This is a genomic window from Streptomyces sp. NPDC012794, from assembly GCF_042901085.1.
In the GTDB taxonomy this organism is placed as follows: domain Bacteria; phylum Actinomycetota; class Actinomycetes; order Streptomycetales; family Streptomycetaceae; genus Streptomyces.
The window spans coordinates 17,394-29,027 of sequence record NZ_JBIBCI010000018.1; the positions used below are offsets into that span (position 1 = coordinate 17,394).

General features: G+C 73.1%; 14 protein-coding genes. 13 read left to right on the forward strand and 1 reads right to left on the reverse strand.

What is annotated here, in order from left to right:
- Positions 1-70 precede the first annotated feature (70 nt).
- Positions 71-1,051, reverse strand: coding sequence for a LuxR C-terminal-related transcriptional regulator (locus tag ACFY7H_RS27290; protein WP_388942992.1), 981 nt, complete (start codon positions 1,049-1,051; stop codon positions 71-73).
- Positions 1,052-1,316: 265 nt separating this feature from the next.
- Here ACFY7H_RS27290 and ACFY7H_RS27295 point away from each other — a divergent pair, with 265 nt between their 5' ends.
- The 13 genes from ACFY7H_RS27295 to mpaP all read left to right on the forward strand — a co-directional run bounded on the left by ACFY7H_RS27295 (position 1,317) and on the right by mpaP (position 11,604).
- Complete coding sequence (locus ACFY7H_RS27295; RefSeq protein WP_388942995.1) at positions 1,317-1,571, forward strand: hypothetical protein; 255 nt, start codon at positions 1,317-1,319, stop codon at positions 1,569-1,571.
- An 89-nt stretch (positions 1,572-1,660) separates the two neighbouring features.
- Positions 1,661-2,620, forward strand: a complete 960-nt coding sequence (locus tag ACFY7H_RS27300; RefSeq protein WP_388942997.1) for an LLM class flavin-dependent oxidoreductase — start codon at positions 1,661-1,663, stop codon at positions 2,618-2,620.
- Positions 2,621-2,866: 246 nt separating this feature from the next.
- Positions 2,867-3,922, forward strand: coding sequence for a daptide biosynthesis RiPP recognition protein (mpaB, locus tag ACFY7H_RS27305; protein WP_388943000.1), 1,056 nt, complete (start codon positions 2,867-2,869; stop codon positions 3,920-3,922).
- Positions 3,923-3,927: 5 nt separating this feature from the next.
- The gene (gene mpaM / locus ACFY7H_RS27310) at positions 3,928-4,782 is read left to right on the forward strand and encodes a daptide-type RiPP biosynthesis methyltransferase (protein WP_388943003.1); all 855 of its coding nucleotides are present in this window, start codon (positions 3,928-3,930) and stop codon (positions 4,780-4,782) included.
- Positions 4,779-6,083 (forward strand): daptide-type RiPP biosynthesis aminotransferase, encoded by a 1,305-nt coding sequence (gene mpaD, locus ACFY7H_RS27315; protein WP_388943005.1) that lies wholly within the window; start codon positions 4,779-4,781, stop codon positions 6,081-6,083. The genes mpaM and mpaD overlap by 4 nt, the downstream gene beginning before the upstream one ends.
- The gene (mpaC, locus tag ACFY7H_RS27320) at positions 6,080-7,270 is read left to right on the forward strand and encodes a daptide-type RiPP biosynthesis dehydogenase (RefSeq protein WP_388943007.1); all 1,191 of its coding nucleotides are present in this window, start codon (positions 6,080-6,082) and stop codon (positions 7,268-7,270) included. The genes mpaD and mpaC overlap by 4 nt, the downstream gene beginning before the upstream one ends.
- 140 nt (positions 7,271-7,410) lie before the next feature.
- Complete coding sequence (locus ACFY7H_RS27325) at positions 7,411-7,587, forward strand: daptide-type RiPP (RefSeq protein WP_388943010.1); 177 nt, start codon at positions 7,411-7,413, stop codon at positions 7,585-7,587.
- Between the two features lie 82 nt (positions 7,588-7,669).
- A complete protein-coding gene (locus ACFY7H_RS27330) occupies positions 7,670-7,846 on the forward strand; it encodes a daptide-type RiPP (RefSeq protein WP_388943013.1) in 177 nt (58 codons plus the stop codon).
- Between the two features lie 70 nt (positions 7,847-7,916).
- Complete coding sequence (locus ACFY7H_RS27335; RefSeq protein ID WP_388943016.1) at positions 7,917-8,072, forward strand: daptide-type RiPP; 156 nt, start codon at positions 7,917-7,919, stop codon at positions 8,070-8,072.
- A gap of 155 nt (positions 8,073-8,227) precedes the next feature.
- Positions 8,228-8,422: a hypothetical protein gene (locus ACFY7H_RS27340; protein WP_388943019.1), complete on the forward strand. Its 195-nt coding sequence runs from the start codon at positions 8,228-8,230 to the stop codon at positions 8,420-8,422.
- On the forward strand, positions 8,419-9,171 hold the full coding sequence (locus tag ACFY7H_RS27345; protein ID WP_388943022.1) for an ABC transporter ATP-binding protein: 753 nt from the start codon (positions 8,419-8,421) through the stop codon (positions 9,169-9,171). The genes ACFY7H_RS27340 and ACFY7H_RS27345 overlap by 4 nt, the downstream gene beginning before the upstream one ends.
- Positions 9,164-9,907 (forward strand): ABC transporter permease, encoded by a 744-nt coding sequence (locus ACFY7H_RS27350; protein ID WP_388943025.1) that lies wholly within the window; start codon positions 9,164-9,166, stop codon positions 9,905-9,907. Before ACFY7H_RS27345 ends, ACFY7H_RS27350 begins: the two co-directional genes overlap by 8 nt.
- 14 nt (positions 9,908-9,921) lie before the next feature.
- A complete protein-coding gene (gene mpaP / locus ACFY7H_RS27355) occupies positions 9,922-11,604 on the forward strand; it encodes a daptide biosynthesis intramembrane metalloprotease (protein ID WP_388943028.1) in 1,683 nt (560 codons plus the stop codon).
- Positions 11,605-11,634: the final 30 nt, after the last annotated feature.

Consider the following 11,634-nt stretch of genomic DNA (forward strand, 5'->3'; position numbering starts at 1 on the left):
CTGGAGGACTTGGCGGACCCTGGAGGACCCGACCCGCGTCGGGTCCTCCACGTGCCCACCGGGCGGTTCCTCAGATCCAGCCGTGGTCGCGGGCCAGGAGGGCCGCCTGGAAGCGGTTCGTCGCTCCCAGGCGCTGCATCAGGTCCGCCACGTACTTGCGGTACGTGCGGACCGATACGCCCACCTCGCGCGCCCCCGACTCGTCCTTCTCCGCCTCGTACATGGTCGTCAGTACCTTGCGCTCGATCTCGCTCAGCCCGCCCTCCGGTCCCTGGCGGGCCGCGACCGCCTCCGCCAGCGGGACCGAGTCCGACCACATCCGCTCGAACAGGGAGACCAGGTTGGCCACCAGTCCCGTCTCGCGGATCACCAGCGCCCCCAGGCGCGGGTCCTGCGGGTCGATCGGGGTCAGCGCCGCCGCCCGGTCGAAGACCAGCATCCGTTCCAGCGGCTTGGCCGAGATCCGGATGTCCGCGCCCATCGCCGAGATCTCCTGGAGGTAGGCCAGCGTCGGGGCGTCCTCCACCGCCGCCGGGCGCATGATCGTGCGCATCTTGATGCCCCGCCGCAGGATGCGGGCGTCCAGCGGGCGCGACGCCTCGATGCTGGCGGCGCTGAGCGCCCCGTGCGGCTGGGTGGTCAGCCCCTCCTCACGGGTGAAGAACGTCAGCTCGTCGATCACCGCCCGGACGTTGGGCGTCCCCTCCACCCGCTCGATGGCCGGCCGCTCCGACGCCCCGCGCATGACCGGGCGTACCGCGTCCCGCTCCGCCAGCAGCGATTCCACCACCCGCTGCTCGGCCGTCACCCGTCGCAGCTCCTCCTGCAGTTCCCTCAGCCGCAGGTCGATGAGCCGCTGCACGGCGATCGCGGGCGGGGCCGGCCGGATGCTGCCGTTGTCCGCCAGGGAGGTCAGCTCCATCGATTCCAGCCGCGCCAGCCACTCCTCCACCTCGGGCAGCGGCGCCCCGAGGTGTTCGGCCAGTACGGCGGGTGTCCCCTCCGTGAGGCGGAGCAGGCATCTGTACAGGTCTTCGTCCTCGGTTGTCATCCCCAAGTGCACGAGGCTTCCGGCGCGCAATGTTCCCCCTTGTGGTGGTACTCCGTGTGGTCAGCACGGTGGGCTGATCATACGAACGCGGAGACCGGCTGACCATGGGTAACGGAAGCATTCCCACCGGTTTTGGTTCCCGCGTCCGTGCAGCTTGTTGCACACACCGACGCAGGAAGCTGCGTCCAGATTCGCTCGAAAGTCCGACCGGCGAACGGCAGTCTTATCCATGTCGGAACGACGACGATCCACACAGGGGGAAACGATGAAGAAGACCAAGCTCGGCGGGCGCGCTCGAATCGCCTCCGTCATCGCGGGATTCGCGGTGGCGGCCGGACTCACCTTCTCCGGGCCTTTCATCCACCCGCCGGCCCAGGACACGCTCACCGCGTCCGGTCAGGCGGCCGACAGGGCCCGTTGCTTCCTCTCCGTGGTGGAACTCGAGGACGTCGACTTCCGGAACTGCGCCGGCATGGGCAAGCCGCACTTCGACCGGCGTGAAACCTTCGACTGGGTTTAAGAACGCAGAGTCGCACATCGCACATCGCACAACGCAGAGCCGCAGATCCCGCAACGCGGTACGAGGAAGGAAGAGGGGAGCACGACACCATGACCGCCTACTCGGTACTCATACCGTTCCTGCCGCGCCGGCCGGAACAGATCCTCCCCTACGCCGGCCTCGTCCACTGGACGCACGCCCAGCGGCTCTGGCAGGGGCAGTCCCTGATGGTCGAACCCCACCACGGGTTCGTCCACGCCGCGGGAGCCGGCTTCCGGGTCCCGACCGGGCTGGGCGTGACGCTCATGCCGCTGCGCCACCCCTACGAGGCCGCGCTCCAGGCCCGCTCGCTGGCCCTGGCCACCGGGCAGCCGGTGACCGCCGGCTTCGGGCCCGGGGCGCCCTCCCTCCAGCAGGCCCTGCGCGGGGCCCCGTACCGCAGTCCACTGACCGCGGCCCGCGAGTACCTGACGGCCGTGCGCGGCCTGCTGGCCGGGGAGAACGTACGGATGGAGGGCGAGTACGTCACCTGCGACGCGCAGCTCGCGCCCTTCCCCTCCGCCCCGGTGGAGATCGGGCTCGGCGTGCTGCGGCCCGCCATGGCCCGGCTCGCCGGGGAGGTCGCCGACGTGGCGATCACCTGGCTGACCCCGGCCGCCTACCTGCGGGACACCGTCCTGCCGGCGCTGCGCGAGGGCGCGGCGAAGACCGGCCGGCCGGTGCCCAGGCTGACCGCGATCGTCCCCCTGGCCCTCGCCCGGACCGACCGGACACCCGGCGAGATCGCACTGGCCAGCAACGCCGCGCACCTGGGACTCCCGCACTACGTCGACATGCTGCGCAAGTCCGGGATCGGCATCACCGGCACGGACCGGGAACTCGACGCGCGGGCCCTCGTCGAAGGGCGCGGATTCCTCAGCGGCGACATCACGGAACTGGTCGCGCAGCTGAAGGAGTACGAGGAGGCGGGCGTCGACGAAGTCGTCCTGAACGTCACGGGCGTGGCGAATTGCCTCGGCCCGCAGGCGGCCACCGAAGAACTCAGGACGATTCTGTCCGCCCTGGCCTGACCCCGGCCCCGTCCGGGTCCGGCCCCACTCGGGCCGGGCCCCGATCCGGCCTGCCCGGACGCGTCCCCGTCCGGAGTCCGGCCGGACTCCGATCACCGGGTCCACCGCGTCCACCGCGGCCACCAAGTCAACCGACTCGGCCGAGGCCACCGAGTCCACCGGGTCCGCCGCTTTCAGCGCGTCCAGCGCGTCCGGCGCGTCCACCGAATCGCTTCGAATCGCTTCGCATTCCTTGAAGGGGGAGTCATGGCGGGAATCAAACGGCATCTGATGCTCTGGGGTACCGGAAAGCCGGGCGCGGAGCTTTCCGCGACGGGCTCCGCGACGGTCGTCCTGGAGAATCCGGACCACCTTTCCACGCTGCTCGGCTCCGATCTCGTCGGCCCGCACTCCGTGGTGTTCACCCCCGGCCACACCGAGGACACGGCCGGCCCCGAAGGCCCCGTCGTCGTCGGCTACGAGGGCTCGCTGAGCGAGCCCGGCGCCGAATGCTCCCTCGGCACCGACTTCTACCTCCAGATCCAGAACTACGGCGTCAGCGCCTACATGTCGGTGGTCGGCCCGACGCTGATCCGCGTCGCCGACGACCTGGACCAGGGCGCCTACCTCGCCGACGCCGACCAGGCCCGGCAGACGGGGGAGTTCCAGGACTTCCTCACCAACCCCGTCATCCAGCTCGCCGACCTGCCCGCCCTCGGTGCCGGTCCGGCCGGCGACGGCCCCCGCCACCGCTTGTACGCCGACCAGGACGGCTTCCTGTCCACCGCCCCGGGCGGCGCCCGGCTCGGTGTCCTCGGCGAGGACACCCTGGAGCGGCTGGAGACCCGCTGGCTGCTCGACGGCGCCGCCGGACAGCGGCATGCCGCGGAACGCCCCTGGCTGGGGCGCTACCTCGCGGCGGTCGGCGCCATCCGCGACCTGCGGGCCCGCGGGCTGGCCGGCATACGGGTGTCCGGGTTCGGCGGGCGGCTGGGTTCCGCCGCCGCGTCCGTCCCGGCCGGGACCGAGGCGGACACCGCCGACGCGCTGCTGCCGCTGCTGCTGTGGTCGGGCGGGGACGCCTTCCTCCACGACCCGGCGAGCGGGCGCACCTTCGGCCTCGACCGGGCCGCCGCCGCCTTCGCGGAAGTGCTGCTGGTCGCCGGTTCGGTGGAGGCGGGCGCCTCCTACGCCGACCGGGCGGGCCTGGAGCAGGTCGCGGCGTACTTCGAGGACGCGGGAGTCGCCCTCCGCGCGGCCGCCGGAGCCCCGGCGGCAGCCCTCGGCGACCGTGCGGACGAGCTCGTGACGGCGGGGCACTGACCGCCATGACCACGATGACGACCACCCCCATGTCCGACGCGGGCCACCGCGTCCCCACCCCCGCCGACGTCCCCGGACGCGCCGGCGAGCTGCTCGCCTCCCTCGGCGGGCGGGCCGTGCTGTGCGACCTGTACGACGCGGTCGGCGCCTCCGTCTACCACGACCTCGCAGGTACCGGCACCCACGAGGTGCGCGAGCTGCTCGCCCTGGTCCGCCGCGTCCCGGGCCCCGTGCTCGACCTGGCGGCCGGTTCCGGACGCCTGACGCTGCCGCTGCTGGCGCTGGGCCGCGAGGTGACCGCCCTCGAACTCTCCCCGTACATGCTGGAGCTGCTCGACGAGAGGCTCGCCGCGGTACCGCCCGCACTGCGCGAGCGCTGCCTGCCCGTACGGGCCGACATGAGCGACTTCGACCTCGGCCGGCGCTTCGGGGCGATCGTGCTGGGCACCACCACCATCTCCCTGCTCGACGCCGAGGGACGCACCGGCCTGTACCGGGCGGTGCGCGAACACCTGGAGCCCGGCGGCCGGTTCCTGCTCTCGACGGTCGACATGGCCGCCACCGGGGAGGCCGGACCCGCCGAGGTCGACATGGAGATCGTCACCGACAGCGGCCGCGCCTACCGGCTCTTCGAGCACTGGACGCCGGACTCCGGCAGCCGCACCGTCACGCTCTTCCCCGCCGCCATCGGCGACGAAGGCCCCGTACGGGTGTGCACCACCACCATCGGCGTCCTGCCCGCCGCACTGCTGGAGGCCGAACTGGCCGCCGCCGGGTTCCGCGTCCTGTCCCGGCACCCGCTGCCCGCCGTAGGCGAGCGCCACCACGACGTACTGCTGGAAACGGAGGTGACCCGGTGAACGGGACGACCACGACACCCCCCGGCCACCACCCGCTGTGGCCGTCCCTGACCGCACCGCGGGACCAGGGACGCGACGACACCTGCGCGGTCTCCGCCCACGGCGTACGGGTCCGCTTCGCCGACGGCCGCGAACTCCTCGACGGCTCCAGCGGCCTGTGGAACACCAACATCGGCTACGGCAACGAGGAGATCGCCCGCGCCGCCGCCGAGGCCCTGCGCGAGGCCTCGTACCTCTCCGTCTTCCGCTACGAGAACGTCTACGCCCGGCGCGCCGCCGAGGCCCTCGTCGAAGCGGCCGGCCCCGCCCACTACGGCCGGGTGCTGTTCTCCACCTCGGGCGGCGCCGCCAACGACCTCGTCATGAAGGTCGCCCGGCAGTACCACGCACTGCGCGAACAGCCGCAGCGCAAGGTGGTCGTCGGGCTGCGCGGCAGCTACCACGGCCTGACCTACGGCAGCTTCGCGCTGACCGGGGACGACCTCGGACAGCAGCTGTACGGCGTGGACCAGCGGTTCGTCCGCCACGTCACCCCCAACGACCCGTCCGAGCTGGGCACCCTCATGGCCCGCCAGGGCGGCCAGATCGCCGCCGTCGTCGTCGAGCCGGTGCTCGGCAGCGGCGCCGTGCCCCTCACCGAGGAGTACCTCGCCGAACTGCTGCGGGTGCGCCGCGAGCACGGCTTCCTGCTGGTCGCCGACGAGGTCGCCACCGGCTTCGGCCGCACCGGCAGCCTCTTCGCCTCCCAGCAGTGGGCCGAACAGCCCGACCTGCTCGTCTCCTCCAAGGGACTCACCAACGGCACCAGCGCGGCCGCCGTCGTGATCGCCTCCCGCCAGGTGGCGGAGGCCTTCACCGAGGCCGGCGCCGTCCTCACCCACGGCGAGACCCAGGCCGGCACCCCGGTCACCTGCGCCACCATCACCGCCACCCTCGACGAGATGCGCCGCCTCGACGCGGTCGCCCTCGGCCGGCGGCTGTCGGCCCGGCTCGACACCGAACTGGCCGCGCTCGTCGCCACCCACCCCCGGGTGGCGGCCACCACCGGCCTGGGCTGCTTCCGCTCCGTCCGGCTGTGCGACCCGGACGGCACCCCCTTCCCGCAGGACCAGGTACACGCCCTGGTGCGGGCGATCCGGGAGGCCGGCGCCATCGTCCACCCCGGGGTGAACGGGGTACAGCTCTTCCCCGCCCTCACCTACACCGACGCCGACCTCACCGAACTCCTGGCCCGCGTCACCGCCGGACTGAACCTCCACCTGGCACGGACCACCGCCCCGGCGGCGGAGGCCCTGGCGTGAGCGCCGGCTGGCACGCCCCGGCCCAGCAGCTGATCGGCTGCGACAGCCTGGGCGCCTGGTTCACCGGACGCCCCGAGCGGCGGATCACCGTCCTCGTGGACGAAGCGGTCGCCGCCGCCCCGGTCACCGCCCGGATCCGCGCCCTGCTGCCCGGGGACCGGTACGGGACGACGGTGCTGGAACTGTCCGGCCCCGGCGACCTGGACACGGTGGCCGCGCTCGCCGGCCGGCTCGCGGACACGGACACGGAGCTGATCGTCGGCATCGGCGGCGGCTCCCTCCTCGACCAGGCCAAGCTGGCCGCCCTGATGCGGACCAACCCCGACGCGTACGCCCGCCTCACGGTGCCGCAGCGCAGCGGACTGCTGGTCCTCGGACACCACACCCGGCACGGACTCCCGCTGGTCGCCGTACCCACCACGGTCGGCACCGGCACCGAGTCCAGCGGCGTCGCCTGCCTCGGCTACTCCGGCCTCGGCAAGCGGCTCGTGATGGGCACCGCCCTGCGGCCCAGGGCAGCCGTCCTGGACCCGGCCGCCACCGCCACCCTCGACGACGCACTCGTCGCCGAGGGGGTCCTCGAAGCCCTGCACCGCGTGATCAGCCCGTACGTCGGCGACCACGGGGACCTGCCCACCGAGGACGCCCTGGTGGAGACCATCGCCGAACGGCTGGTGCTGCTGGGCCACGAGGTGCGCGACGCGCGCCGCGCCGGACGCCCCACCGGCGACCGGCTGCGGCTGGAGATCGCCAAGCTCAGCGGCCTCAGCCACGCCGAATGGGCCCACCTGGGCCGCGACCTGTACGCGGTCAAGGGCTGGCTCATCGCCAACGAGCTGTCCTCCGCCCTCGGCGTGCGCAAGATGACCGCGGTCGCGGCGATCCTGCCGCACCTGTGGCGGGCCGTCTGCGCCGGCGAGACACGGCTCGGCTCGGACGTCAGGCTCCGGCGCCTGTGGTCCCGGCTGCGGGCCACCGACCCGGACACCCTCCCCGAGGACCCGGCGGCGGGCATCGAAGCCCTCGTCGACTCCTGGGGGATCGACCGCGGCATCAGCGCGGGCCCCGACCGGCTCGCCGAGATCGCCGGCCGCACCGTCCGCGCCTGGGGCGCCGGGCTGCCGATGCTCGGCGGCCTGCGGACCGACGACGTGTACGGCCTGCTGGCCGGGGCCGCGGCGGCCTGACACCACCAGGCGCACCAGGCGCCCGTACGCACCACCCACGGACTTCCGCACCCGCAGGCACGGCCGCGCGGTGCGGACGGGAGCACATCCCGAACACGCAGCACACCCCGAACGACCCTTACGGAAAAGGAGTACCCCTCATGCAGGACAACTTCGCAATCGAGACCTTCCCGGCCCTGGAGCTGGGCATGCAGGAGCTGGAGGCCATGGAGGCCCCGGGCTGGTGGACCGGCATCGGCGTCGGCGCCGGTGTGGTCGTCGCCTCCGCCGCCGGCTACGGCAGCTACGTCGCCTCCGCGGCGCTCATCGCCACCTGAGAAGCCCGTACCGCGCACCGCGGTACGCCTTCCACCTCCCACTGAAGCACCCGAGAACACCCACGGAAAAGGAGTACCCCTCATGCAGGACAACCTCGCGATCGAGACCTTCCCGGCCCTGGAGCTGGGCATGCAGGAGCTCGAGGCCATGGAGGCCCCGGGCTGGTGGACCGGCATCGGCGTCGGCGCCGGTGTGGTCGTCGCCTCCGCGGCCGGCTACGGCAGCTACGTCGCCTCCGCGGCGCTCATCGCCACCTGAGAAGCCCGTACCGCGCACGGCGGTACGCCTTCCACCCACCGAGAAGACACACGAGAAACAGGAGAACCCCATGCAGGACGTTCTGAAGCAGGAAATCGCCACCGAGAACCTCGAGCTCGGCATGCAGGAGCTGGAAGCCATGGAGGCCCCGGGCTTCTGGTCCGGCTTCAAGCAGGGCGTCGTCATCAGCGGCATCGCCGTCGCGAGCGCCACGCTCGCCACCTGATCGCACCGGTAGCCACGGCTACCCCGATCACAGCGGACCGGAACGCCGGTCCCCCAGGGTGACCCGGCCCCGTGGCGGTGGCGCAAGCCACCGCCGCGGGCCCCCGCACCGCATCACGCACCCCACGCACGGAGCAGAAGGAAGAGGGAGCCAACATGCCGAAGGAGAACCCCCGCAAGGGGACGAACGGACAGCTGGGGACGACCGCCGCGCTGCTCGCGCTGGCGCTGGCCGTCGCCAACGCGCAGCTGACCGGAGCCGCGCTCGTCGCCGTCATGACGGTCATCGGCCTGGGCCTGGTCGCCTGCGCCGCCAAGGTCGGCGCCAACGTCGCCGCGAGCAAGCGATGAGCGCCGCCGGCGTCGTCCGCGCGTCGGGCCTCACCAAGGAGTTCGGCCCGTTCACCGCCGTGCAGGACGTGACCTTCGAGGTCCGCCCCGGCCGGGTGACCGGACTGCTCGGCCGCAACGGCGCCGGCAAGTCCACCTCCCTGCGCATGCTGCTCGGCCTGGCCCGCCCCACCTCCGGCACCGCCACCGTCTTCGGCCGCCCCTACACCGAACTCCCCGACGCCGCCCGCCGCGTCGGCGTCTGCATGGACGGCATCGGCCCCACCCCCGGCGCCTCCGGCCGCCGCGACCTGCGGATCTGGGCCCGTACCCTCGGCGTCTCCCCGGCCCGCGTCGACGCGGTACTGGAACGCGTCGGTCTCACCGACAGCGCCGACCGCGCCGCCAAGGGCTACTCCACCGGCATGCGCCAGCGCCTGGCCCTCGCCACCGCGCTGCTCGCCGACCCCGAACTCCTCGTCCTGGACGAGCCGGCCAACGGCCTCGACCCCGACGGCATCCGCTGGCTGCGCGACACCCTGCGCGCCCTGGCCGCCGAAGGCCGCACCGTCCTGGTCTCCAGCCACCTCCTCGCCGAGGTCGAGCAGACCGTCGACGACGTGATCGTCATCCAGCGCACCCTGCGCTTCGCCGGCTCCCTCGCCGAGCTCACCTCCGACGGCGCCGAACGCCTCGAAGACCGCTTCTTCTCGCTGGTGGACGGGGACACCGGGACCGCCGCGCGCACCGAAAGGCCGACCCATGAGTAACGTCCTCGCCGGCGAGTGGATGAAGGCCTGGACGGGCCGCACCTGGCTGATCCTCGCCACCGCAGGGATCTTCATGTCCCTGCTCACCTGCTTCGGGTACGCCTCCACGGGCGACGAGAGCATCGCCCTCGGCAAGGCCACCGCCGCCACCGTCACCGACGACATGGCCCAGGCGTGGATGATGACCTTCCTGATGTCCGCCGTGTTCGGCGCCATCCTCGTCACCCGCGAGTACAACTCCGGCGCCATCGCCCGCTCGGTCCTGCTGAGCGGCGGCCGGATGCGGCTGCTGTCCGCCAAGGCCCTCGTCGCCACCGCCGCCGGGCTCCTCAACGGCCTCCTCGCCGCCGCCCTCGCGGTGCTGTGCGCCTTCACCCTGCCCGGCCACTTCGGCTACGACGGCGACTGGACCGGCCACACCACCCGCATCGTGGTCGGCGTGATCACCGTGAACGTGCTCGCCGCCCCCTGGGGCGCGCTCCTCGGCTGGATCATCCGCAGCCAGCTCGCCACCGTCATCACCGTCATCGCGCTCACCCTCCTCGTCGAGCCGGGCCTCCAGGAGGTCGCCCCGGAGGCGGCCGCCTACCTGCCCACCATCGCGATGAGCTCCGTCTACCTCGACGGCAAGCCCGAGCTGCTCTCCGTACCGCTCGCCCTCCTGGTCCTCGCCGGCTGGCTCGCCGCCGCCGGGACCGCCGCCCGCCAGCTGCTGCTCTCCCGCGACGTCATCTAAGGCGTGATCCAGACATGTCCACCAAGACGCTCATCCGGAAGGCGGCCCCCAAGCCGGCCGCCGCCGCCACGGACGACTGGGACCCCGCGCTCCTGGAACGCCCGCGCATCGCCGCGAACGTGGAGATCCACGAGCCCATCGAGAGCGGCGCGCCGTGGGTCCTCCAGCGCGGCAACCACCAGCACTTCCGCCTCCAGCCCGACATGGCGCGCCTCGTCCGGGCGATGGACGGCTCCCTCGACCACACCGGCCTCGCCGAGGTCCTCGGCCCGCCGTGGACCGCGCAGCACGTCGGGACCGCCGTGCACAAGCTCGCCGAGACCAAGGTCCTCGACGACGGCAAGCCCGCCGAACGCCGAAGCACCTGGTTCCGCTTCGCGCCGCCGATGACGCTCCAGTTCACGGTGGTGCACCCCGAGCGGCTCCTGGCCCGCCTCGCCCCCGTGATCCGCCTGTTCGCCGGGCGGACCTCGGCCGCCGTCGCCGCCCTGTTCGCCCTCGGTGGAGTCCTCGCCCTCGCGCTGATGACACCCGAGGTCGACACCGCACTCGGCCGGCCGCTCCCCTTCTACGCCTACTTCGGCGTGATGGCCGGGGTGCTCGCCACCACCGCCGTCCACGAGGTCGGCCACGGCGCGGTCCTCACGTACTACGGCGGAAAGCCCAGCCGGATGGGCTTCATGCTCTTCTACATGTCGCCCGCCTTCTTCTGCGACGTCTCCGACGGCTGGCGGCTCTCCCGCAAGGAACAGCGCGTCCGGGTCGCCCTCGCCGGCATCGCCACCCAGACCGTGATCGCCGGGGCCGCCGCCCTGAGCGCCCTGGCCCTGGGCCCCTCGGACCTGCGCGACGCGGTCCTCGTCTTCGCCGTCGCCACCTACACCAGCGGCGTCGTCAACCTGCTGCCCTTCGTGAAGCTCGACGGCTACATCGCCCTCATGAGCCACCTCGACGTGCCGCACCTGCGCGACCGGGCCATGACCGACGCCCGCCGCTTCCTCGCGAAGATCCTCTTCGGCGGCCGCGGCTACACCCGCGAACTCCCTGCCCAGCGCTGGGCGGTGGCCTTCGGACTGGCCTGCATGACCTTCCCCCTCTACGTCATCGCCGGCGCCCTGGCCCTGTGGTCCGACCTGCTCCAGAGGCTCGGCGCCGTCGGCACCAGCACCGTCCTGATGGTCGTCTGCTACCTCGTCTACCGCCTCGGCCTCGGCTTCGGCCGCCTCGCCGCCGAGGGCCGCACCGCCGGCGCCCCGCTGTGGCGCACCATCGCCGCGGCCGTGCTGCTCACCGGGGCGGCCGGGGCCGCGCTGGTCCTCGTCAAGGCGCCGTACACCCTCGCCGCCGGCTACGTGGCCCACGACCGGGGCCGCGTCGAGCTGGTCCTGCCGGACACCGCCGACCTGTCCTCCGTGCGCCCCGACTCCCCGGTCCGCTTCTACCGGGCCGGGCTGATGACCCGCGAGCAGACCGGCACCGCCAGCGTCGCCGCGCTGACCCGCACCCAGAGCAGCGCACCCATGTCGGCGTTCTTCCCGGTGGCCGCGACCCCGGTGCGGATGCCCGTCGTCAGCCTCCCCCTGACCGTCGGCCGCGCCCCCGCCGACCGCGTCGGAGCGGCGCAGGTCGACCTCGGCCGGCTCCCGCTGGGCGAGTGGCTGTACACGAAGTACGTCGCCCCGCTCTGGCGCCGGTAGCCGCCACCCCCCTCCACCCACCCGTCACGA

Excerpts from the sequence above, each read along its gene's own strand:
- ACFY7H_RS27350 (WP_388943025.1), top strand. The coding sequence starts at position 9,164 with ATGAGTAACGTCCTCGCCGGCGAGTGGATGAAGGCCTGGACGGGCCGC.
- ACFY7H_RS27300 (WP_388942997.1), top strand. The coding sequence starts at position 1,661 with ATGACCGCCTACTCGGTACTCATACCGTTCCTGCCGCGCCGGCCGGAA.
- ACFY7H_RS27345 (WP_388943022.1), top strand. The coding sequence starts at position 8,419 with ATGAGCGCCGCCGGCGTCGTCCGCGCGTCGGGCCTCACCAAGGAGTTC.
- ACFY7H_RS27330 (WP_388943013.1), top strand. The coding sequence starts at position 7,670 with ATGCAGGACAACCTCGCGATCGAGACCTTCCCGGCCCTGGAGCTGGGC.
- mpaB (WP_388943000.1), top strand. The coding sequence starts at position 2,867 with ATGGCGGGAATCAAACGGCATCTGATGCTCTGGGGTACCGGAAAGCCG.
- mpaM (WP_388943003.1), top strand. The coding sequence starts at position 3,928 with ATGACCACGATGACGACCACCCCCATGTCCGACGCGGGCCACCGCGTC.
- ACFY7H_RS27295 (WP_388942995.1), top strand. The coding sequence starts at position 1,317 with ATGAAGAAGACCAAGCTCGGCGGGCGCGCTCGAATCGCCTCCGTCATC.
- mpaP (WP_388943028.1), top strand. The coding sequence starts at position 9,922 with ATGTCCACCAAGACGCTCATCCGGAAGGCGGCCCCCAAGCCGGCCGCC.
- ACFY7H_RS27325 (WP_388943010.1), top strand. The coding sequence starts at position 7,411 with ATGCAGGACAACTTCGCAATCGAGACCTTCCCGGCCCTGGAGCTGGGC.
- ACFY7H_RS27335 (WP_388943016.1), top strand. The coding sequence starts at position 7,917 with ATGCAGGACGTTCTGAAGCAGGAAATCGCCACCGAGAACCTCGAGCTC.
- ACFY7H_RS27290 (WP_388942992.1), bottom strand. The coding sequence starts at position 1,051 with ATGACAACCGAGGACGAAGACCTGTACAGATGCCTGCTCCGCCTCACG.
- ACFY7H_RS27340 (WP_388943019.1), top strand. The coding sequence starts at position 8,228 with ATGCCGAAGGAGAACCCCCGCAAGGGGACGAACGGACAGCTGGGGACG.